The following is a 21,168-nucleotide window of genomic DNA, read 5'->3' as shown; positions in this document are numbered from 1 at the left end:
CCCTATATTTGGGTTCAGCGCCTTTTTTAAATTATGGTGACCTTTAATATTATTATGATTTTAATTCTCATTGGACTTTGTTTATTGAGCTATATTTTGGGCTCAATTCCAACGGCCATTTGGTATGGTGAAGCCTATCATGGGGTAGATATCCGTACCTTAGGAAGTGGGAATGCTGGCGCCACAAATACATTTCGAGTGCTAGGTAAAAAGGCGGGTAGTATCGTGCTATTTGTGGATGCCTTTAAAGGTTTTTTAGCGACTTCCCTTTCGACTTTTTTGTTTTACCTTCATTTGATTGATTGGCAAACCTGTGTGTCATTAAAAATCGTATTTGGTTTTTTGGCTGTCTTGGGTCATTTATTACCTGTCTTTTGTGATTTTAAGGGAGGAAAGGGAGTCGCTACTTTGATGGGGATGGTTTTGGCCTTACATCCAGAAGCCGCCCTAGTCAGTATAGCTGTGTTTTTATTGGTATTCTATCTTTCTAATTACGTCTCTTTAGGGTCCATGGTGGCTTCTTTGGTTTTTCCATTCTTGATGGTCTTTAAGGTCTTTGGAGATGAATTCCCTATTTTGATATACTTTGGTTTTATTGTCGCCTTTTTGGTGATTTTTATGCACCGTAAGAATATTGCCCGCATCCTTCAAGGAACAGAAAATCGGATGTATCTAATCCCTCGAAAGAAACAATCCTAAGTCGTTTTTTTTTATCTTTGTGTGTGGATGATTTAATCCCATTCGCCTTTTGATATGAAAAAAACACAAGCTTATATTCAAGCTAATCAACAACGATTTTTAGAAGAATTACTCGATTTATTACGTATTCCATCCATTTCTGCGGACCCTACTTATGCGGGTGATGTACGAAGAGCAGCGGAATTTATAGCCAATAATTTACGCCAATCCGGTGCGGAGCATGTTCGCTTGGAAGAAACGGCCGGTTTTCCCGTAGTTTATGGAGAAAAAATCATTGATACTAAGGCTCCCACCGTATTGGTTTATGGGCACTATGATGTGCAGCCAGCGGATCCTTTGGATTTATGGGAAAGTCCTCCTTTTGAGCCAGTTATAAAAGACGAAATTATTTATGCCCGTGGGTCATGTGACGATAAAGGTCAGGTTTTCATGCACGTGAAGGCCTTTGAAGCCATGTTAGCCACGGACTCTTTACCCTGTAATATCAAGTTTATGATTGAAGGGGAAGAAGAGATAGGGTCCAATAATTTGGCCATTTTTGTTGCTAATAATAAGGAGTTGCTTCAAGCGGATGTTATTTTGATTTCAGATACATCCATCATAGCTAATGATGTTCCATCCATAGATGTAGGTTTACGAGGATTAAGTTATTTAGAAGTAACGGTGCAAGGCCCCAACCGCGACTTACATTCAGGCGTTTATGGCGGAGCAGTAGCTAATCCGATCAATATACTTTGTGAGATGATTTCATCCATGCACGATGAATTTAATCAAATCACCATACCAGGTTTTTACGAAGCAGTTCAGGAATTGAGCGCCTCAGATAGAGCAGCTATGGCGCAGACTCCATTTGATTTGGAGGCATATCAAAAGGATTTGGGAATAGCTTCTGTACATGGAGAAAAAGGGTATTCGACTTTAGAAAGAGCATCTATTCGTCCTACATTGGATGTTAACGGAATTTGGGGTGGATACATAGGAGAAGGAGCTAAAACCGTATTGCCATCTTTGGCTCATGCCAAGATTTCCATGCGTTTGGTACCTAATCAAAGTTCAGAAAAAATCACACAGTTATTTACGGAGCATTTTAAGTCCATTGCTCCCAAAGGCGTGAAGGTGACTGTTACGCCGCATCATGGAGGTGAGGCCTATGTGATGCCTACGGATACAATCGCCTTTCAAGCGGCTTCCAAAGCCCTAACAGAGACATTTGGTAAGGAACCCGTGCCGACACGCGGCGGGGGAAGTATACCAGTACCTACTGTTTTTGAAAGGGAATTGGGAATTAAGTCGGTTTTGATGGGATTTGGTTTAGATTCGGATGCGATACATTCACCCAATGAGCATTTTGGTTTGTTTAATTTTTACAAAGGGATAGAAACAATTCCTCACTTTTTTAAACATTTTTACGCACTTTCTACGAAATAATGGCCGAGAATTTAAGTAAGCTAGCAACCGAATCTGACTCCAATTATTTGGATTTGGATAAACAATCCGTGGATACGATTCTACGACAAATCAATGCCGAAGATAAGACAGTACCCTATTCGGTAGAAAAGGTGATTCCTCAAATAGAAAAAGTAGTAGAGCAAGTAGTGGCTCGTATGGAAAAGGGGGGAAGGTTATTTTATATTGGTGCCGGTACTAGTGGTCGATTGGGAGTCGTAGATGCCTCAGAGTGTCCGCCAACCTATGGAGTTCCCCATGATTGGGTGATAGGCTTGATTGCGGGAGGAGATGGAGCTATTCGGAAGGCAGTAGAAAATGCTGAAGATGACGAACAACAGGCTTGGTTGGATATGAAAGCCTATGATATTGATAAAAACGATGTGGTGATTGGTATTGCAGCTTCGGGTAGGACTCCCTATGTCATTGGAGGTTTGCGAGATGCCAATGCCCATGGTGTTTTAACGGCATGTATTGTATGTAATGCAGGAAGTGCCATTGCCCAAGTGGCTCAATATCCGATTGAAGTGGTGGTAGGGTCCGAATATGTCACTGGAAGTACCCGTATGAAATCAGGAACGGCACAGAAATTGGTATTGAACATGATTTCAACGGCTGTTATGATTCGTTTGGGAAGGGTAAGAGGAAATAAAATGGTGGATATGGCGTTAAGTAACCACAAATTGGTATTACGAGCCATTCGGATGGTGAAGGAAGCCACAGGTGTATCGGAAGATAAAGCTTCGGAATTGTTGGATCAACATGGAAGTGTTAGAGCCGCGGTGGATGCATTTCACGCTTCTATTTAATAAAAAGGGAGAAATATGCGTAGGAGCATATAGAAAATAACGTTTTAATCCCTTATTTTGCGTTTAATTAAAACATTCAATCAAAATGAAAAAAATATCTAAATTTATTTTGGCTGTAACATTAGGAACATTTGCATTCCAAGCCAATGCCGAGGATTTTCCTGCTGATATCAAGCCATTAATGCAAAAATATACTTGCTTTGCTTGCCATAAGGTAGATGCGCGTTTAGTTGGACCCGCTTACATGGATGTAGCTAAGAAAAAGTATAGCAATGCAAAAATTGTTGAATTAATTGCGAATCCAAAGCCTGAGAATTGGCCAGGTTACCCACCGATGATGGCATTGAAAAATGTGCCCAAAGCGGATGCGATGAAAATTGCTTCTTGGATCAACTCATTGAAATAAAAAAAAATCCCGAGTTAATCGGGATTTTTTTTTGATTATAGATAAAGCGACTTATTTAGTCGCTTTTGCTTTTTTAGGAGCTTTAGCTACTTTTTCTTCTTTCGCCACTTTGGGTGCTTTAGCTACTTTTTCAGCCTTGGGTTCTTCTGCAGCAGGGGCTGTTTGGAACATATCAGGTGTATTGTTGACTAAAATCAAATACCAAGAAAGGATTTTTTTGATATCCGAGGCATACACTCGATCGGAATCGTAGTTTGGGACGATACTGGCTAATAAACCAAATAATTCCGAATCACTGGCCTTTTTAGGTTCAATATTCAATGAACCTTGACAAACGGAATGAATCAATTGAAATAAGTCACCTAATGGCAAAGTGCTGTCTTGGTGATCATCTAGGTAAAGGGAAATATCTTTTAAAACCGAGATACGTGTTTGACCGCTAACAACCGACTTTTGCTTTAGAGCATCTAATGTTTCTACAATAACCCCAGTACGTGTGGGTTTTAATACTCTAAATAATCCGCTTTTGCCTGAGATGTGGGCAATTTCATTTAATAATTCCATGTGTGATGTTTAATTCGGTCGCAAAAATATTAAGATTTCCTTGATTTATAGGGAGATGAGTCAATTAATTCCTGAATGCTGGCCAAGATTTCTTCTCTTCCCTGGTGTTTTTCGGCAGAAGTGATGAACAATCTTGGCAAAGCTTCCCAAGATTGCAGTAAGAAATCTTGGTAATGTTTGAAATTATCATCCACCTGTTTTTGAGATAATTTATCAGCCTTAGTGAACACTAGGTAAAAGGGGATTTGCTCTTCCGCCATTCTTTCCATGAAGGCAATATCCACCGGTTGCGGCTTCAACCGTAAGTCGACCAGCAAAAATAAACATGTTAGGCTTTTACGGTTGATCAGATAATCCAAAATCATTTTTTCGAATTCCTTTCTTTTTTCTTTACTCACTTGAGCGTATCCATAACCGGGTAAATCCACTAAATACCAGTTGTCATTAATCAAAAAGTGATTGATTAATTGCGTTTTACCTGGAGTTTGAGAGGTTTTAGCTAGTTTTTTATGAAAGGTGATGGAGTTGATTAAGGAAGATTTACCCACATTAGAACGGCCAATGAAGGCAAATTCGGGGAATTTGTCGGGTGGACATTTTAAGTAATCGGTATTACTCGTGATGAATTGTGCACTAATTACTTGCATAGGGTAAAAATTAAAGAGCTACAAAGATACGAGGTTATTAGTAGTTATTAGGGATTAGATATTATTTACGGCCTCGTGAAATCAATAATTTCGAAATCCTAGTCAAGGAAGTTGACCGTGCTGTATCACTCTATAATCGAGAAAAGCCTAAGTAATTGATGTTCCGTAAAATTGAATAGTTTAGTGATTTATTTACTAACTACATTTTTTTACTAATACTTTCTTTTTTTCATAAAAAGAAAATCCTAGTGAAATGATGAAACAATAAAATTTTGGTTTATTCAGTTTCCTTTTATTATTAACATTGTTAGAATAATGCTTTTCATGGTATTTCTTTTTTTTCATAAAAAAAGAAACAAAAAAAACAGAAGGGATACGGTTAATCCAAGACGAATTCTGCTTTGCAGAACCGATTGTCACTCCGCTTACGCACATGGCCTATGCGCTGGGTCAAATATCGGCCTTCCGCTTCGCTCCAATCTTTCGTTGGGATTAACCTAGAAATGAAGAATGTCGAATTTTCTTAAGAAAGAGAACCCCGTCGTCCAGCTCCAGCGAAATGTGATGAACGCAGGGGTAGACGAGGTTTTGACCCTGAGCATGGGCGATGCGCGTTGGCGTCAAAAATATAGGCGATAGCGGAGAGAATCACATTTCGCTGGAGCTGGACGACAAAAAAGAAGTTTTTTTGTTTCTTTTTTTTTCAAAAAAAGAAAATCCTAGTGAAATGATGAAACAATAAAGGTTTGGCTTATTTTGTTTCCTTTTATCAGTATCATTGTTGGAATAATACTTTTCATGGTATTTCTTTTTTTATAAAAAAGAAACAAAAAAACGGAAGGAATACGGTTAATCCAAGAAGAATTCAGCTTTGCGGAACCGATTGTCACTTCGCTTACGGCTTTAATCTTTGACGATTACGCACATGGCCTATGCGCTGGGTCAAATATCCGCCTTCCGCTTCGCTCCAATCTTTCGTTGGGATTAACCTAATTAAGAAACATGTAGAATCCAAAAATAGACAAAACGGTCAACGTCATTCAGGCATTCACAATTTATAATTTACCATTTATCATTTAGCATTTCTTCCCTACCTTTGTGGCTAGAATAATCATATGGAAGTTTTACGAAATGATCGCCTGATTAGGGCTGCAAAAGGATTACCTGTTGATAGAATCCCTGTATGGGTGATGCGTCAAGCGGGAAGGATTTTACCTGAATATCGAGAAGTGAGGGCCAAAGCAGGTTCTTTCATTGGTTTGGCTACGCATCCAGAATGGGCAGCCGAGGTGACAATTCAGCCAGTAGATCGATTCGACGTAGATGCTGCCATCATATTTTCGGATATATTGGTTGTGCCTGAAGCCATGGGTTTACCCTATGTCATGGAAGAGCAAAAAGGTCCTATTTTTCCTCGGGTTATTCGCTCTCAGGCAGATGTAGCAGCTTTGAAAACGGCCATTCCTGAAGAAGATTTAGCTTATGTATTGGATGCTATCAAAATAGTCAAGCGGGACTTAGCAGGCAAAATACCTTTAATAGGCTTTGCGGGAGCCCCGTTTACTATATTTTGTTACATGGTGGAAGGCAAAGGCTCAAAAACGTTTTCCCAGGCTAAGAAAATGTTATATGCTGATCCAGCATTAGCTCACGCTTTATTGCAAAAGATAACGGATTCGACCATTGCCTATTTGAAAGCTCAAGTGGCAGTAGGAGCCAATTTGATTCAGGTATTTGATTCATGGGCAGGTATATTGTCTCCGGCCCAGTATAGTGCTTTTTCTACTCCATACCTCAAGCAAATTTGTGATGCTTTGACGGAGGTTCCTGTTACCTTATTTGCTAAAGGAGCATTTTTTGCTAGAGAGGAAATGGCTCAATTAAACTGTGCTACCATAGGATTGGATTGGAATATGGATATTCAGGAATCTAGAAAGCTGGTCGGGCCCAATAGAACCCTTCAGGGTAATTTAGATCCATGTGCTCTTTATGGAGATTTTAAAACGGTGGAAACTGAGACGAAAAAGATGATTGATCAATTTGGCACTCAGCGTTATATTGCCAATTTAGGCCATGGTGTTTATCCCGATATTCACCCAGATAAGGTGAAATGTTTTGTGGATACGGTACATAATTATCCTGTATAAGAGTTAGGCTATATACCTTCAAAGAAAAAAGCTCTGGATTTAAATCCAGAGCTTGTTGTTTATTCCAGGCGATCAAGGATTTAAACCATCTACCATAGGGTACAGAATTTCAGTTATTTTCTATTAACAAGCTCTGGATTTAAATCCAGAGCTTGTTGTTTATTCCAGGCGATCAAGGATTTAAACCATCTACCATAGGGTACAGAATTTCAGTTATTTTCTATTAACAAGCTCTGGATTTAAATCCAGAGCTTGTTGTTTATTTAATGCGATCAAGGATTTAAACCATCTACCATAGGGTACAGAATTTCAGTTATTTTCTATTATTAAGCTCTGGATTTAAATCCAGAGCTTGTTTGATTATGACAATCATGGTTTTAAATCCAGAGCTTGTTGTTTTATTTAGCACTATAGTTTGGTGCTTCCTTGGAAATGCTAACATCATGTGGGTGACTTTCTTTCACTCCTGCAGAAGTGATTTTGACAAATTTTGCTTGTTGCATATCAGTGATGGTCCCTGCTCCACAATAGCCCATTCCTGCTTTCAAACCACCCACCATTTGGTATAAAATTTCAGTCACCGAACCTTTAAATGGTACACGGCCAACGATTCCTTCCGGAACTAATTTTTTAATATCATCTTCCGCATCTTGGAAATAGCGATCCTTAGACCCATCTTCCATGGCTTCTAATGAACCCATTCCGCGGTAAGATTTAAATTTACGTCCTTCCAAAATAATCATTTCACCTGGGGCCTCATCGGTACCAGCTAATAATGAACCAATCATCACGGTACTAGCTCCACCTGCGATGGCTTTGGCTATATCTCCAGAAAAACGAATTCCTCCATCTGCTATTAAAGGGACATTGTAAGGTTCTAAGGCCTTTGCCGCCTCGTAAACTGCCGTTAATTGGGGCATTCCCACACCCGCAATAATACGTGTTGTGCAAATACTTCCTGGTCCCACACCTACCTTTACGGCATCGGCTCCTGCTTCTGCTAAAGCTTTAGCCGCTTCGCCAGTGGCAATATTTCCAACAATCACATCCAAGCTTGGGTATGAAGTTTTCACTGCTTTTAAGGCATCTATCACTCCTTTGGAATGTCCATGGGCGGTATCAATACTGATAACGTCTACGCCTACTTGAACTAAAGCTTGAACACGATCTAGTAAATCATGTGTTACTCCCACGGCTGCACCTACCCGTAAGCGTCCCAAAGGATCTTTGGATGCTAAAGGGTGGCTTTTGCGTTTTAAAATATCTTTATACGTAATTAATCCAATCAATCGACCATTCTTGTCGATGATGGGTAATTTTTCAATTTTATGCTCTTGTAAAATACTTTCAGCCGCTTCCATGCTGATTCCTTCATTGGCTGTAATCAGGTTCACCTTAGTCATGATTTCATGTACCGGTCTGGCCGTTTCTTTTTGGAAACGTAAATCCCGGTTTGTCAAAATCCCTACTAAAATTCCTTGTGTATTAATGACTGGTATACCCCCGATTTTGAATTCCTTCATGATGCGCTGTGCGTCACCTAAAGTTTGAGTATCATGTAAGGTGATCGGATCAATGATCATTCCTGATTCGGAGCGCTTCACTTTACGAACTTGCGCTGCTTGCTGCTGAATCGTCATGTTTTTATGAATGATTCCGATACCTCCTTCTTGCGCCAAAGCGATCGCTAAATCGGCTTCCGTCACAGTATCCATGGCGGCAGAAACAATCGGGATATTCAAACTGATGTTTTTGGTCAATCTAGTTTGAGTCTTCACATCACGTGGTAAGACTTCAGAATAGGCAGGAAGCAACAGGACGTCGTCGTAGGTAAGTGCTTCGAAAAGAAATTTGGATGAATCAAGCATGGCAAATAAATTGAATGGGAATTGGATTTATCGGATGAAGGCGAACCGTACCCTTATTTGCCAGACAAAATTACAATAATTTTTCGTAATATTTGAATGATGAATAAAAAATCCCTTCTCATCACGGTCTGTTTACTTTGTTGTGGCTTTTTAACCCAAGCCCAATGGATCAAATACCGATTTGAAACTGCCCGAATGGGATCTCCATTTCGCATTATTGTTTCTTGCCAAGATTCTGTGGGTTTATCTCAAACTATTCAAAAGGCCCAAGCTTTGGCGGAGAATTTGGAAATGCAACTGAGTGATTATCAGGCAAATTCTGATTTAAGTCAGGTGAATCACAGGGCTGGCACAGGTCAATTTTATACCATTCAAGAACCCTTTCGCGCTATTTTGAAAGAATCTTTGTTGGCCTATCGCCAGAGTGGAGGCGACCTCAATATATTCATTGGGAGATTAGTGGCAGCCTGGAGAATTGCTCGCAAGACCCAATTAATGCCAGAACAGGAATTGCTTCAAAAATGGGTGAAGGCATTGCAAAGTCCTTGTTTGGAATTTAATGCCGATAGTAGTGCTATTCGATTGCTCAATTCTGCCTGTCAATTGGATGTAGGATCGATAGGAAAAGGTTTTGTAGCCCAACGAGTTTTGGATTATTTAGTGAAATCCGGATATCCATATGCTTTGGTCGATGCAGGAGGTAAAGTAAGTGCTAGCCAAGTGAATCCGCAGGGAGATGCTTGGAAAGTGGGTTTGGAATTGCCTAATTCCAAAAAAGTATCGACCGATTTTTTGGAAATCAAACATCAGTCGATTGCCAGTTCTGGTAAAACATATCAACAAGTAGAAATTGCCGGTAAAAATTATTCTCATGTCCTAGATCCCCAAACTGGTATAGGTTTAGAACATGCTCGTTCGGCTACTGCCATAGCACCTGATGGAGCCAGAGCCGATTGGATAGCGACAGCCGCCACCATCATGGAATTGGAGGAATTAAAAGTCATGCTTCAACGCTTTCCCCAAGTGCAGGTTCTTGTATGGGAATACCAAAGAGGGAAATTGGAAATATTATTGAATCATGGTATCTTGAAAGTCGAATAGAATTAATGCAAGAATGAATAGAAAAATACATGTAATAGTACTTGCCTGCTGTGTTGGGATATGTCAGATAGGATGGGGGCAAACATTAAAATCTTACCGACAAGTCATCCCTAATTCTACTGTGGCTTTTGATATGCAGGCCATCCCTTCAGGAACCTTGTTTTTGGGTAGCCCTAATGCTGAAGTGGGTAGAAATGCCGATGAGGGTCCCCAACAAAAAATCAATTTGGAAGCTTTTTGGATGGGAAAAACTGAAGTGACCTATGATGAATACCAATTGTTTTTTGAGGAAGATCGTGATCCAGCACCTAAGCCAGCCAAAGAAGGCCCAGATGCCATTACTCGCCCTAGTCCTCCCTACATTGATTTTACTTTAGGTATGGGTAAAGTGGGAGGTTATCCTGCCAACTCCATGCAGCATTTCGCTGCTCTCATGTATTGTAAATGGTTATATGCCAAAACCCAAATATTTTACCGTTTGCCTACGGAAGCAGAATGGGAATATGCTTGTAAGGCTGGCGGCAAAGGCGCTTATTCTTCCCTGAATGTAAATGAAAAACTAGAGGATTATGCTTGGATTGCTACTAATTCGGGAGATAAGTATCACTTGGTGGCCCAGAAGAAACCCAATGCCTGGGGATTGTATGATATGTTAGGAAATGTCCATGAATGGGTATTGGATCAGTATGAACCGACCTATTCAAGCAATAAACAAGCTCATCATGCGATCTTTAAGGATAAATATGCTGATGCCGTGGTGAGAGGTGGCAGTTATCGAGATGAGGTCAAAATGGCCAGAAGCGCGAGTAGGTTAGCCGCGGACCCAGTTTGGAACAGAAGAGATCCACAAGAACCTAAGAGTAAATGGTGGAATGCCGATGCGCCTTTTGTGGGCTTCCGGATCATGCGACCTGTTAAGCAACCCAGTCCTGAAGAAGTTCGGGCCTTTTTTGATCAGTATTTAAAAGATTATTAACCTTCAAAATATACCTAATAACATGAAAAATTCACGTAGAGAATTTATAGTGCAGTCGAGCCTTGGAGCTGGAGCACTACTAGCCGCCCCGCTAGTTGCCCAAGCTAACCCTAGAGTAAGTTTCAGTCAGAGTAATGTGGGTGATACCTTAAAAGTAGCCTTGATTGGATGTGGTGGTAGAGGTACAGGAGCTATTATTCAGGCTTTAAGTACGAAAGAAAATATTCAATTGGTAGCTATGGCTGATGCTTTCAAAGATCGATTGGATGATTGCTATAAAAGTGTCATGAATTCCCGGGCCAAAGATACTTCTGCCAAAGCCGTTCAGGTAAATCAGAAAGTCAATGTACCTGAAGATCATAAATTTGTTGGTTTTGATGGCTACAAACAAGCCATGGCATTGGCAGATGTGGTGATTTTAACGACGCCTCCAGGTTTTCGTCCCTATCATTTTGAGGAGGCGGTTCGCTTAGGTAAGCAGATATTCATGGAAAAACCGGTGGCAACTGATCCTGCGGGTATCCAACGGGTGTTAGCTGCTGCGAAAATAGCCAAAGAGAAAAAATTGAATGTGGTGGTGGGTTTACAGCGTCACTATCAAAATTCGTACCGTGATTTGATGAAACGGGTGCAGGATGGTCAAATTGGTGATGTGGTTTCGGCCTCATGTTGGTGGAATAATGATGGAGTTTGGGTTAAGCCTCGTAAGGAGGGTCAGACAGAAATGGAATATCAAATGAGAAACTGGTATTACTTTAACTGGATTTGCGGTGACCATATTACGGAACAGCATATTCACAATATTGATGTGATCAACTGGGCGAAAAACGGGTATCCCGTACGAGCTAGAGGAACAGGTGGTAGAGAAGTGAGAAAAGGAAAAGAGTATGGCGAGATTTTTGATCACCATATCGTTGAATTTGAATATGCTGATGGAACGATATTGAATAGTCAATGCCGTCATATTCCAGGAACCTGGACTAAAGTAGATGAGCATTTGATTGGAACCAAGGGTAAAGTGCTTTTTGATTCAGCTAAAATTTTGGATTTAAAGGGGAATGTGAATTATGCTTTTGATAAAAAGACAAAAGAGAATAATCCATATCAAACTGAGCATGATGAATTGTGGGCTACTGTGGCAGCGGGAGAATACAAATTTGCAGATGCTGAAAATGGGGCATATTCCACTATGACTTCTATTTTAGGAAGGATGGCTACCTATTCTGGACAGATTATTGAATGGGACAAAGCAATTAACTCAGGTATTAATATTGCACCGAGCCGCTTTGCTTGGGATGCAGATATGCCATTGAAGCCAGATGCGAATGGTTTGTACCCAGTAGCAGTGCCAGGAAAAACCAAGTATTTTTAATAAAATAATCTTCAAAATTAGATTTTAGTGAGTAAATTGCCGCTTCAAATTTAGCGAAGTACAAGATGAACTATCAACCTCAAGATTTTTTACCCATTTTCGTTCAATTAGCAGCGGCTTTGGCTTTTATCGTACTGGTTATGGTCCTTACGCATGCTTTAGGTCCCAAACGCCATTCTGCGAAAAAAGATGATTCATTTGAGTGTGGTATTGAGTCCATCGGAGATGCGCGTACACCTATTTCGGTGAAGTATTTCTTGGTGGCTATCTTGTTTGTTTTGTTTGATTTGGAGATTGTATTTATGTACCCTTGGGCAGTGAATTTTAAGCAATTGGCATGGAACGGTTTTTATGAAATGATCGTCTTCATGGGCTTATTATTAGCTGGATTTATCTACGTAATTAAAAAAGGTATTTTAACCTGGGAAAAATAAACTTTTAGCTTTTTGCTTGGTTTATTTTTAATAGAAAAGAAGATTATATATGAGTGATGCAAAAATTAATATCGTAGAAGCGCCGGCAGGTTTAGAGGGTCAGGGATTTTTTGCTACCAGTTTAGATTCATTAGTAGGGATGGCTAGAGCGAATTCGCTCTGGCCATTACCTTTTGCTACATCTTGCTGCGGTATTGAATTCATGTCAACCATGGCTTCTCACTATGACATTGGTCGTTTTGGTGCAGAGCGTTTAAGTTTTTCTGCGCGCCAAGCCGATGTGTTGATGGTCATGGGTACGATAGCTAAGAAAATGGCTCCTGTAGTGAAGCAAGTGTATTTGCAAATGGCTGAGCCTCGTTGGGTTTTATCCGTGGGCGCTTGTGCTTGTTCTGGAGGTATTTTTGATACTTACTCGGTATTGCAAGGAATTGATCGCATCATTCCTGTGGATGTATATGTGCCAGGCTGTCCCCCACGTCCAGAGCAAATTTTGGATGGTTTTATGCAAATTCAGGAGCTGGCAAAAAATGAGTCTATTCGTCGTAGAAACCAACCCGAGTATAAGGCTTTGTTGGAATCTTATGGTATTGAATAAGTAAATCGAGCATGGAAAACGTGAGTAATCAACAAATTATAGATGCCTTACAAGGGCAATTCGGTGAAGAGGCCATGTATGGAATCGCTGAATCCCATGGAATCTTACAAGTAACTACTGAAGTGGAACACATCGTTCCGATGCTTCATTTTCTATACCAACATCCGGTATTGAAATTTCAATTTTTGACAGATTTAGGTGGAATTCATTTCCCTGAGGCGAAAGGACAAGAATTGGGAGTTATATATCATTTGCACAGCTTAGAGAACAATGTGCGTTTGTGGATCAAAATTTATGTACCTATTGAAAAGCCAGAAGTTCCTACCGTGACAGGTTTGTTTGCTACCGCCAACTGGATGGAGCGTGAAGCCTTTGATTTTTACGGCATTATTTTTGAAGGTCACCCGAATTTGATCCGTATTTTGAACGTAGAGGACATGGATTACCATCCGATGCGTAAGGAATATCCATTGGAGGATGCCACCCGTCACGATAAAATAGATGAATTATTTGGTAGATAAACTACCTTCAACGAGCGAAACATGTCTGAAGTAGCATTAGTAAATAACCCCAACGTAGGTCTAGATAAGACGCCTAAAAGCGGTCCTTATGTGAACGAGTTGACCACCCTGAACTTAGGGCCTACACACCCAGCCACGCATGGTATTTTTCAAAATATCTTGACGATGGACGGGGAAACCATTGTGGATGCAGAACAAACGGTGGGATATATTCACCGCGCATTTGAAAAGATTGCAGAACGTCGTCCATTCTATCAAATTACCACCTTAACTGACCGTATGAATTACTGTTCAGCACCAATCAACAATATGGGCTGGCACATGACGGTAGAGAAATTATTAGGGATTGAAGTTCCTAAACGGGCACAATACATTCGTGTCATCATGATGGAGTTGGCTCGTTTGGCTGATCATATTATTTGTAACTCTATCTTAGCAGTAGATACGGGAGCTTTGACAGGTTTCTTGTATGTATACCAATGGAGAGAGTTTATTTATGAAATTTATGAAGAGCTTTGTGGGGCTCGTTTAACGACCAATATGGGTCGCTTTGGTGGTATGGAAAGGGATTTGAGCCCTGTAGCCATCGAGAAAATCAAGAAATTATTGGCCGAATTACCAGCTGCTTTGAAAGAATTTGAAAGTATGGTGGTTCGCAACCGCATATTCATGGATCGTACTCAAAACGTGGGCGCTATTTCAGCGGAACGTGCTTTGAACTACGGTTTTACAGGCCCTAATTTACGAGCCGCTGGTGTGGATTATGATGTTCGGTCATTAAATCCATATTCGTCCTATGAGGATTTTGATTTTGAAATTCCGGTAGGCACCAAAGGAGATACGTACGATCGTTTTTTAGTTCGTGAAGAGGAAATGTGGCAGAGTTTGCGCATCATTCAGCAGGCGATGGATAATTTGCCTGAAGGACCTTATCATGCAGATGCACCGCACTATTACTTGCCACCTAAGCAAGAGGTTTACCGAAATATGGAAGCATTGATTTACCATTTCAAAATTGTGATGGGAGAAATAGATGCACCGGTAGGTGAGGTCTACCACTCGGTAGAGGGAGGTAATGGAGAATTAGGATTCTATTTGGTTTCGGATGGAGGACGTACACCGTATCGTTTGAAATTCCGTAGACCGGGATATATATATTACCAAGCATTCCCAGAGATGATCAAAGGTTCGACCTTATCTGATGCCATTGTGACAATGTCATCGATGAACGTGATTGCAGGTGAGTTAGATACATAATACATGGAAGGTAAGAATAACATAGTTTTTCCAGCAGAAACGCTGGATTTAGTGAAGAAAATCATCGCTCGTTACCCAGAAGGGAAACAGAAATCGGCACTTTTGCCCATTTTACATGTAGCCCAAGCTGAATGGAAATGGTGCAGTTCAGAAGTGATGGATTATGTGGCTTCTTTGTTGTCCATAAAGCCTATTGAGGTGTATGAAGTGGCTAGTTTTTATACCATGTTCCATTTGGAACCAGTAGGAGAACATGTCATTGAGTATTGCCGGACGGGCCCTTGTTGCTTGATGGGTGGAGTAGAAGTATATGACCACTTAAAAAAGCGTTTGGGCGTGGAAACAGGAGGAACTTCCGCTGATGGCAAGTTCACGGTGAAAGAAGTGGAGTGTTTGGCAGCTTGTGGCTGGGGACCTGTATTTCAGATTCGTGAGAAGTTTTACATGCACTTGACCAAGGAGAAGGTAGATCAAATCATTGATGAATTAGGAAAATAAGCGAGGATGAAGATATTAACCGAACATATTGAGGTACCAGGAATAGAAACGATTGATGTGTATCGTAAGCATGGTGGGTACCAAGCGGTAGAAAAAGCATTGAAAAAAATGACTCCTGATGAAGTTACTGAAGAAGTAAAAAAATCGGGATTGCGTGGTCGTGGAGGTGCAGGATTCCCTGTCGGAATGAAGTGGTCATTTTTGGCGAAACCAGAAGGCGTGCCTCGTTATTTGGTATGTAATGCCGATGAATCCGAGCCAGGTACGTTCAAAGATCATTATTTGATGTGGAAATCACCTCATACCTTAATCGAAGGAATGATTGTTTCTAGCTTTGCATTGGGTGCTAATACATCTTACATCTACGTTCGTGGAGAGTTGATGTATGTGATTCATATTTTAGAAAAAGCCATCCAAGAAGCTTATGATAAAGGTTTATTGGGTAAAAATATTTTAGGCTCAGGCTATGATTTGGACTTATATGTTCAGTCCGGCGGTGGTGCTTATATCTGTGGTGAGGAAACAGCTTTATTGGAGTCTTTGGAAGGTAAACGAGGTAATCCTCGTAATAAGCCTCCATTCCCAGCGGTGAAAGGTCTGTGGCAATGCCCTACCGTGGTAAACAATGTGGAGTCTATTGCAGCTACTTCATGGATTGTGAATAACGGTGGTGATGCGTATGCGCAGATTGGCGTAGGAAGAAGTACAGGTACTAAATTGATTTCAGCTTCAGGGCATATTCGCAAGCCTGGGGTGTATGAAATTCCATTAGGAATTACCGTGGAGGATTTCATTTATTCCGATGAATGGTGTGGTGGTATTCGGGATGGGCATAAATTAAAAGCCGTAGTGGCAGGAGGTTCTTCGGTGCCTATTTTGCCTGCGGAGATGATTTTAACCACTGCCACAGGTGAAAAGCGATTGATGACTTATGAGTCTTTATCAGATGGTGGATTTGCTACAGGAACGATGTTAGGTTCAGGAGGATTTATCGTGATGGATGAAACGACTTGCATTGTGCATAATACCTTGACCTTTGCCCGTTTTTATCACCATGAATCTTGTGGCCAATGTTCTCCTTGTAGAGAAGGTACGGGCTGGATGGATAAAGTCATCAAGCGTATAGAATTAGGCCAAGGCCGAAAAGAAGATATTGATTTGTTAGTGGATGTGGCTAAGAAAATTGAAGGGAATACCATTTGTCCATTAGGTGATGCGGCTGCTTGGCCAGTATCAGCGGCAATTCGTCATTTTAGAGATGAGTTTGAATGGCATATTGAACATCCTGAATTAGCGACTCAACCCGGTGCTGTTTACATGCGTCCAGGTGCTAGCTGGTCTAATTAATGATGGGAGCCAAAATTCTTTTTGTAGGGCATGATGCCAACCGTGCAGGAGCACAATTGGTTTTATTGCATTGGCTTAAGGAAAATGCGGCGAATGGTCATAAAGGCTATTTGTTATTAGAAAAGGGAGGAGATTTACTAGCCAGCTACCGTAAGTATGCGGAAGTTTGGGTTTGGAGGAGAGAGCATAACAAGTCTAGAAATATATTTAAGAAAATACCTTTTCTCAAAAGAGAGGAAAGTTCACCAGATCGGGAACCCAACAAAGCAGAAATTCAGTCGATGTTGAGCGAATTTCGCCAACAAAAGTTTGATTTGATTTTAGGAAATACGGTGGCATCATTATCCTTGATGCAACAGTTAACTTCCTTAAAAATAGCTTTTGGCGCTTATGTACATGAATTGAAATTTTCTTGCGAGACCTATGCCTCGGAAAAAGATATGCAGTTTTTGGCACAAAAAGTGAAGCATGTGTATGCGGTTTCAGAACAAGTGAGGTTATTATTGAAGGAGAAATACGAGATTCCAAGCGATAAATTGGCCCTTTTGCCTCCGGTAGCTGAATTGGCAAAAGCTAAATCAAGCTCTTCCGAGCAAGTTCGGGAACAGTTGAATATCCCTGCTTCAAGTCCTATGGTTTTGGGCTGTGGATTGGCAGAATGGAGAAAAGGAACGGATGTGTTTATTCGAGTAGCCAGACAGGTGATTCGTTTGAAACCTGAGGTTCATTTTGTCTGGTTAGGCATGGGTGATAACCTGTATTCGGCGGAGCTCATAGAAGAGAAAGAGAAATGGGATGTGGGTGCACAAGTGCATTTAATTCCTGCCAAAGCAGATACTAGAGCCTATTTTGAGGCCATGGATTTGTTTTTCCTATCTTCTCGCGAAGATCCTTTTCCTTTGGTGATGTTAGAAGCGGGCCACCAAGCGAAACCTGTGTTAGGGTTTCAGGAGAGTGGAGGCATTGCTGACTTCACACAGGGTTTAGCGGACTTGTTAGTGGATTATATGGATGAAGGCCAAATGGCTGATTTAATCATACATTGGCTGAAAGCCTCGGAGACTGATCGAACAGCCATAGGTGAAAAATTGAAAATTAGATCTACCCAATATACCGTGAAAGCGTTTATGGAGCGATGGGCTGAACTAGAAAAAGATCTTTAATTGAACATGGATCAAGGGCCAAAACCCTTAAAAATAGAAAATGAAAGTAACAATTGATAACATCACTTTAGAGGTAGAACCAGGTACTACCATCATGCAGGCAGCAAGGATGATTGGTCCAGAGATTGCTCCGCCTGCTATGTGTTACTATGAGCCTTTGAAAGGAACAGGGGGTAAATGCCGCGGTTGCTTAGTGAAAGTAACGGCTGGTTCTGAAAAGGACCCTCGTCCTATGCCTAAATTAGTTCCTTCTTGTATCACAACGGTTCAAGATGGAATGATTGTGGAAAATACCATCAATGAGCAGGTATTGGAGACTAGAAAAGGTATTGTGGAGTTTTTATTGTTAAATCACCCATTGGATTGCCCTGTTTGTGATCAAGCTGGAGAATGTCATTTACAAGATTTCTCTTTCGAGCATGGAGTTTCTTCCACGCGTACAGTCGAAGATAGAAATACGTTTGAGCCTGTAGATTTAGGCCCTTACATCAAACTGAACATGAATCGTTGTATTCTATGTTACCGTTGTGTGTATGCCGCAGATCAGTTGACCGAAGGCCGTGTCCATGGTGTAATGCACCGTGGTGACCACGCAGAGATTAGTACCTACATTGAAAAGGCTATTGACAATGATTTTTCGGGAAATGTAATTGATGTGTGCCCAGTAGGAGCATTAACGGATAGAACCTACCGATTCAAGAGTCGTGTTTGGTTCTCCAAACCTGAAGATGCGCATTGCGACTGCGACAAATGCTCTGGAAATGTGACTTTATGGTATCGGGGAGATGAAGTGATACGGGTAACGGGACGTAAAAATGAGTGGGGAGAAGTGAAGGAATTCATTTGTAATACTTGTCGTTTCGAGCGTAAAAAAACCTCGGATTGGGTGATTGAAGGACCCACTAAAATAGCGCGTCATTCGGTTATTTCAGCCAATAAATACGGAGCTAATTTGATTCAACCATCCTTCTCAATCAAACAAGCGGCTTTGGCTTATAAGCTGATTGATGATGATCGTGATCGTAGTTTTTTACCTGCTAAAAAGAGTCTTCCCAGTTCAGAAAAGAAATAATTATGGAATTACTTAATACCGTTTTTATAGCAAAAGCCATTATTGTAGGAGTCGTATTTGCGATTACCTTGGGGATTGCTGCTTATTCAACTTATTTTGAACGAAAGATTGCCGCGTTCATGCAGGACCGTATTGGTCCAGATCGTGCAGGACCTTTTGGTATTTTGCAGCCTTTGGCAGATGCCGTGAAGATGTTCATGAAGGAAGATTTTATTCCAGCAAATTCCAATAAATGGTTGTTCATCGCTGGACCTTGTTTATCCATGCTAACTGCCTTGATGACCTCAGCGGTGGTTCCTTTTGGTGATTCGGTAACCATTGGAGGAGCTACTTTTGATTTACAAGGTATTGATGTGAACATCGGTATTTTGTGGGTATTCGGAATAGTATCTTTAGGGGTTTATGGCATCATGATTGGTGGCTGGGCTTCTAATAATAAATTTGCTCTTTTAGGAGCTATTCGTGCTGCATCTCAAAACATTTCTTATGAATTGGCCATGGGAATGGCCATCATCACTATTTTGATGATTACGGGTTCTTTATCGACAAAACAGATTGTAGAAGTGCAACAAAATGGACATTGGAATATTTTCTATCAGCCTTTAGGATTCCTAATTTTTATTATTTGTGCCTTTGCTGAGTGTAATCGTACGCCATTTGATTTACCAGAATGTGAGACAGAATTAATTGGGGGCTACCATACCGAGTATTCATCCATGAAATTAGGGTTTTACTTATTTGCTGAGTATATCAACATGTTCATTTCAGGAGCGGTGATGGCAACTTTATATTTTGGGGGTTATGATTATCCAGGCGTCGAGTTCGTTACTCAGCAGTTTGGAAGTAATGTGGCCAGTTTTGTGGGTGTGGGTGCTTTGATTGGCAAGTCCTTAGGTTTTGTATTTGTATTCATGTGGGTACGTTGGACCATCCCAAGATTCCGTTATGACCAATTGATGAACTTAGGTTGGACAGGTTTGATTCCATTAGCCATGTACAATGTGGTTGTCACAGGCTTTGGTATTTTGGTAGGAAAACCATTTATGGTATCCATCGCTGGATTGGTGGTGTTAATCGCGGCTTTGTTCGTGTATGATCAATTATTAGTAAAGAAAAAAATAGCTTAGGTATATGAAATTAAGCAATAAAACCAAGGTGTTGGAGCAAGGGGAAATGACCCTAGCTGAGCGCATGTACTTACCTGCCATTGTAGGGGGTATGGCCACTACCTTAAAACACTTCTTTTCGAAGCCTGTAACAATTCGTTATCCTGAGCAAACACGCTATTTAGGTCCAGTGTACCGTGGCCAACATATTTTAAAGCGTGATGAGGCAGGAGCAGAGCGTTGTACCGCTTGTGGACTTTGCGCTGTGGCTTGTCCAGCGGAAGCTATTTCTATGGTAGCAGAGGAAAGAAAAGCAGGAGAGGAAACGTTATACCGAGAGGAGAAATATGCCAAAGTATATGAGGTCAATATGCTGCGTTGTATTTTCTGTGGCTTATGTGAAGAAGCTTGTCCTAAAGAGGCTATTTTCTTACGGCATGACACGATGGTACCCGTATTCCATCAACGTGATGAGGTAATTTGGGGTAAAGATAAATTAGTTGAAAAAATGGATCATCGCTATTTACGCGATGGTTGGAAATAAATAGGATTATGGAGATTTCTAATATTTGGTACTTTTTATCGGCCTTGACTTTATTGAGTGCGCTGATGGTGATTATTTCTAAAAATCCCATCCACAGCGTCTTATATTTAGTATTTACCTTTTTCTGTATTTCAGCTCATTATGTTTTGCTGAACGCTCAGTTTTTGATGGCGGTAAACATCATCGTCTATGCAGGAGCCATCATGGTATTATTCTTGTTTGTGATTATGATGTTTGATTTAAAGAAAAACATACCTGAATCCAAGAGTTCATTAACCAAATTAGCGGGTTCCGTAGTGGCAGGGACCTTATTGGTGATCCTTATTGCGATCATTCGTAAAAATACCATTCCTGGTCCTGCCTTGGAGAAATTTAACTCACAGACAGGTATGGTCGAAAACCTAGGTCAAGTACTATACGGAGAGTTTTTACTTCCATTTGAATTGGTTTCGATCTTGTTCTTTGTAGCCATGGTAGGTGCAGTGCTGTTAGGTAAAAGGGAAGCAGGAGAGAGAAACTTTTAAGAAATATATTGACACTGAGTCAACCTATTTTAGGACGGGACACACGATAAAAAAAGGCGAACCATTGGT

At 40.8% G+C, this 21,168-nt stretch carries 23 protein-coding genes; 20 read left to right on the top strand and 3 right to left on the bottom strand.

Annotation, left to right across the window (positions count from 1 at the left end):
* The first annotated feature begins 54 nt into the window (after positions 1-54).
* The 4 genes from plsY to EWU23_RS12340 all read left to right on the top strand — a co-directional run bounded on the left by plsY (position 55) and on the right by EWU23_RS12340 (position 3,360).
* Positions 55-699, top strand: coding sequence for a glycerol-3-phosphate 1-O-acyltransferase PlsY (gene plsY / locus EWU23_RS12355; RefSeq protein ID WP_166232647.1), 645 nt, complete (start codon positions 55-57; stop codon positions 697-699).
* 54 nt (positions 700-753) lie between these two features.
* On the top strand, positions 754-2,127 hold the full coding sequence (locus EWU23_RS12350) for a dipeptidase (RefSeq protein WP_166232645.1): 1,374 nt from the start codon (positions 754-756) through the stop codon (positions 2,125-2,127).
* A complete protein-coding gene (murQ, locus tag EWU23_RS12345; protein WP_166232643.1) occupies positions 2,127-2,954 on the top strand; it encodes an N-acetylmuramic acid 6-phosphate etherase in 828 nt (275 codons plus the stop codon). Before EWU23_RS12350 ends, murQ begins: the two co-directional genes overlap by 1 nt.
* A gap of 85 nt (positions 2,955-3,039) precedes the next feature.
* A complete protein-coding gene (locus EWU23_RS12340; RefSeq protein ID WP_166232641.1) occupies positions 3,040-3,360 on the top strand; it encodes a c-type cytochrome in 321 nt (106 codons plus the stop codon).
* Between the two features lie 51 nt (positions 3,361-3,411).
* On the opposite strand, the gene EWU23_RS12335 is transcribed toward EWU23_RS12340, so the two are convergent.
* Positions 3,412-3,924, bottom strand: a complete 513-nt coding sequence (locus EWU23_RS12335) for a DUF5606 family protein (protein WP_166232639.1) — start codon at positions 3,922-3,924, stop codon at positions 3,412-3,414.
* Between the two features lie 29 nt (positions 3,925-3,953).
* The gene (gene yihA / locus EWU23_RS12330; protein ID WP_166232637.1) at positions 3,954-4,571 is read right to left on the bottom strand and encodes a ribosome biogenesis GTP-binding protein YihA/YsxC; all 618 of its coding nucleotides are present in this window, start codon (positions 4,569-4,571) and stop codon (positions 3,954-3,956) included.
* A gap of 607 nt (positions 4,572-5,178) precedes the next feature.
* On the opposite strand from yihA, the gene EWU23_RS14180 reads away from it, so the two are divergent.
* Positions 5,179-5,313 (top strand): hypothetical protein, encoded by a 135-nt coding sequence (locus EWU23_RS14180; protein WP_262886095.1) that lies wholly within the window; start codon positions 5,179-5,181, stop codon positions 5,311-5,313.
* A 373-nt stretch (positions 5,314-5,686) separates the two neighbouring features.
* On the top strand, positions 5,687-6,718 hold the full coding sequence (gene hemE, locus EWU23_RS12325) for a uroporphyrinogen decarboxylase (protein WP_166232635.1): 1,032 nt from the start codon (positions 5,687-5,689) through the stop codon (positions 6,716-6,718).
* Positions 6,719-7,116: 398 nt separating this feature from the next.
* On the opposite strand, the gene guaB is transcribed toward hemE, so the two are convergent.
* On the bottom strand, positions 7,117-8,586 hold the full coding sequence (guaB, locus tag EWU23_RS12320) for an IMP dehydrogenase (protein ID WP_166232633.1): 1,470 nt from the start codon (positions 8,584-8,586) through the stop codon (positions 7,117-7,119).
* 96 nt (positions 8,587-8,682) lie between these two features.
* Here guaB and EWU23_RS12315 point away from each other — a divergent pair, with 96 nt between their 5' ends.
* From EWU23_RS12315 to EWU23_RS12250, 14 genes are all read left to right on the top strand, one after another.
* Positions 8,683-9,687: an FAD:protein FMN transferase gene (locus tag EWU23_RS12315; protein WP_166232631.1), complete on the top strand. Its 1,005-nt coding sequence runs from the start codon at positions 8,683-8,685 to the stop codon at positions 9,685-9,687.
* Between the two features lie 13 nt (positions 9,688-9,700).
* A complete protein-coding gene (locus EWU23_RS12310; protein ID WP_166232629.1) occupies positions 9,701-10,663 on the top strand; it encodes a formylglycine-generating enzyme family protein in 963 nt (320 codons plus the stop codon).
* Positions 10,664-10,685: 22 nt separating this feature from the next.
* Positions 10,686-12,035, top strand: coding sequence for a Gfo/Idh/MocA family protein (locus EWU23_RS12305; RefSeq protein ID WP_166232626.1), 1,350 nt, complete (start codon positions 10,686-10,688; stop codon positions 12,033-12,035).
* A gap of 65 nt (positions 12,036-12,100) precedes the next feature.
* Complete coding sequence (locus EWU23_RS12300; protein WP_109322263.1) at positions 12,101-12,469, top strand: NADH-quinone oxidoreductase subunit A; 369 nt, start codon at positions 12,101-12,103, stop codon at positions 12,467-12,469.
* Positions 12,470-12,518: 49 nt separating this feature from the next.
* A complete protein-coding gene (locus EWU23_RS12295; protein ID WP_109322264.1) occupies positions 12,519-13,067 on the top strand; it encodes an NADH-quinone oxidoreductase subunit B in 549 nt (182 codons plus the stop codon).
* An 11-nt stretch (positions 13,068-13,078) separates the two neighbouring features.
* The gene (locus tag EWU23_RS12290; RefSeq protein ID WP_166232624.1) at positions 13,079-13,588 is read left to right on the top strand and encodes an NADH-quinone oxidoreductase subunit C; all 510 of its coding nucleotides are present in this window, start codon (positions 13,079-13,081) and stop codon (positions 13,586-13,588) included.
* 21 nt (positions 13,589-13,609) lie between these two features.
* Positions 13,610-14,845 (top strand): NADH-quinone oxidoreductase subunit D, encoded by a 1,236-nt coding sequence (locus tag EWU23_RS12285; RefSeq protein ID WP_166232623.1) that lies wholly within the window; start codon positions 13,610-13,612, stop codon positions 14,843-14,845.
* Between the two features lie 3 nt (positions 14,846-14,848).
* Positions 14,849-15,343: an NADH-quinone oxidoreductase subunit NuoE family protein gene (locus EWU23_RS12280; RefSeq protein WP_166232621.1), complete on the top strand. Its 495-nt coding sequence runs from the start codon at positions 14,849-14,851 to the stop codon at positions 15,341-15,343.
* A gap of 6 nt (positions 15,344-15,349) precedes the next feature.
* Positions 15,350-16,690, top strand: coding sequence for an NADH-quinone oxidoreductase subunit NuoF (gene nuoF, locus EWU23_RS12275; RefSeq protein ID WP_166232619.1), 1,341 nt, complete (start codon positions 15,350-15,352; stop codon positions 16,688-16,690).
* A complete protein-coding gene (locus EWU23_RS12270; protein WP_166232616.1) occupies positions 16,690-17,853 on the top strand; it encodes a glycosyltransferase in 1,164 nt (387 codons plus the stop codon). The genes nuoF and EWU23_RS12270 overlap by 1 nt, the downstream gene beginning before the upstream one ends.
* 40 nt (positions 17,854-17,893) lie before the next feature.
* Positions 17,894-18,925 (top strand): 2Fe-2S iron-sulfur cluster-binding protein, encoded by a 1,032-nt coding sequence (locus EWU23_RS12265; protein WP_166232614.1) that lies wholly within the window; start codon positions 17,894-17,896, stop codon positions 18,923-18,925.
* 2 nt (positions 18,926-18,927) lie between these two features.
* A complete protein-coding gene (gene nuoH, locus EWU23_RS12260; protein WP_166232612.1) occupies positions 18,928-20,052 on the top strand; it encodes an NADH-quinone oxidoreductase subunit NuoH in 1,125 nt (374 codons plus the stop codon).
* 4 nt (positions 20,053-20,056) lie between these two features.
* Positions 20,057-20,575, top strand: a complete 519-nt coding sequence (locus EWU23_RS12255; protein ID WP_166232610.1) for a NuoI/complex I 23 kDa subunit family protein — start codon at positions 20,057-20,059, stop codon at positions 20,573-20,575.
* An 8-nt stretch (positions 20,576-20,583) separates the two neighbouring features.
* Positions 20,584-21,099 carry an NADH-quinone oxidoreductase subunit J family protein gene (locus EWU23_RS12250; RefSeq protein ID WP_166232608.1) on the top strand — a complete coding sequence of 172 codons (516 nt, stop codon included), beginning with the start codon at positions 20,584-20,586 and terminating at the stop codon, positions 21,097-21,099.
* Positions 21,100-21,168 lie beyond the last annotated feature (69 nt).

This window comes from Aquirufa beregesia (genome assembly GCF_011090385.1).
GTDB classification, from domain to species: Bacteria; Bacteroidota; Bacteroidia; order Cytophagales; family Spirosomataceae; genus Aquirufa; species Aquirufa beregesia.
Note: the sequence above shows the minus strand (reverse complement) of the source record. Positions and strands in the feature narration are given on the sequence as shown.

Bases quoted from the DNA above. Each gene is read 5' to 3' on its own strand.
- plsY (WP_166232647.1), top strand. From the start codon at position 55: ATGATTTTAATTCTCATTGGACTTTGTTTATTGAGCTATATTTTGGGC.
- EWU23_RS12350 (WP_166232645.1), top strand. From the start codon at position 754: ATGAAAAAAACACAAGCTTATATTCAAGCTAATCAACAACGATTTTTA.
- murQ (WP_166232643.1), top strand. From the start codon at position 2,127: ATGGCCGAGAATTTAAGTAAGCTAGCAACCGAATCTGACTCCAATTAT.
- EWU23_RS12340 (WP_166232641.1), top strand. From the start codon at position 3,040: ATGAAAAAAATATCTAAATTTATTTTGGCTGTAACATTAGGAACATTT.
- EWU23_RS12335 (WP_166232639.1), bottom strand. From the start codon at position 3,924: ATGGAATTATTAAATGAAATTGCCCACATCTCAGGCAAAAGCGGATTA.
- yihA (WP_166232637.1), bottom strand. From the start codon at position 4,571: ATGCAAGTAATTAGTGCACAATTCATCACGAGTAATACCGATTACTTA.
- EWU23_RS14180 (WP_262886095.1), top strand. From the start codon at position 5,179: ATGCGCGTTGGCGTCAAAAATATAGGCGATAGCGGAGAGAATCACATT.
- hemE (WP_166232635.1), top strand. From the start codon at position 5,687: ATGGAAGTTTTACGAAATGATCGCCTGATTAGGGCTGCAAAAGGATTA.
- guaB (WP_166232633.1), bottom strand. From the start codon at position 8,586: ATGCTTGATTCATCCAAATTTCTTTTCGAAGCACTTACCTACGACGAC.
- EWU23_RS12315 (WP_166232631.1), top strand. From the start codon at position 8,683: ATGATGAATAAAAAATCCCTTCTCATCACGGTCTGTTTACTTTGTTGT.
- EWU23_RS12310 (WP_166232629.1), top strand. From the start codon at position 9,701: ATGAATAGAAAAATACATGTAATAGTACTTGCCTGCTGTGTTGGGATA.
- EWU23_RS12305 (WP_166232626.1), top strand. From the start codon at position 10,686: ATGAAAAATTCACGTAGAGAATTTATAGTGCAGTCGAGCCTTGGAGCT.
- EWU23_RS12300 (WP_109322263.1), top strand. From the start codon at position 12,101: ATGAACTATCAACCTCAAGATTTTTTACCCATTTTCGTTCAATTAGCA.
- EWU23_RS12295 (WP_109322264.1), top strand. From the start codon at position 12,519: ATGAGTGATGCAAAAATTAATATCGTAGAAGCGCCGGCAGGTTTAGAG.
- EWU23_RS12290 (WP_166232624.1), top strand. From the start codon at position 13,079: ATGGAAAACGTGAGTAATCAACAAATTATAGATGCCTTACAAGGGCAA.
- EWU23_RS12285 (WP_166232623.1), top strand. From the start codon at position 13,610: ATGTCTGAAGTAGCATTAGTAAATAACCCCAACGTAGGTCTAGATAAG.
- EWU23_RS12280 (WP_166232621.1), top strand. From the start codon at position 14,849: ATGGAAGGTAAGAATAACATAGTTTTTCCAGCAGAAACGCTGGATTTA.
- nuoF (WP_166232619.1), top strand. From the start codon at position 15,350: ATGAAGATATTAACCGAACATATTGAGGTACCAGGAATAGAAACGATT.
- EWU23_RS12270 (WP_166232616.1), top strand. From the start codon at position 16,690: ATGATGGGAGCCAAAATTCTTTTTGTAGGGCATGATGCCAACCGTGCA.
- EWU23_RS12265 (WP_166232614.1), top strand. From the start codon at position 17,894: ATGAAAGTAACAATTGATAACATCACTTTAGAGGTAGAACCAGGTACT.
- nuoH (WP_166232612.1), top strand. From the start codon at position 18,928: ATGGAATTACTTAATACCGTTTTTATAGCAAAAGCCATTATTGTAGGA.
- EWU23_RS12255 (WP_166232610.1), top strand. From the start codon at position 20,057: ATGAAATTAAGCAATAAAACCAAGGTGTTGGAGCAAGGGGAAATGACC.
- EWU23_RS12250 (WP_166232608.1), top strand. From the start codon at position 20,584: ATGGAGATTTCTAATATTTGGTACTTTTTATCGGCCTTGACTTTATTG.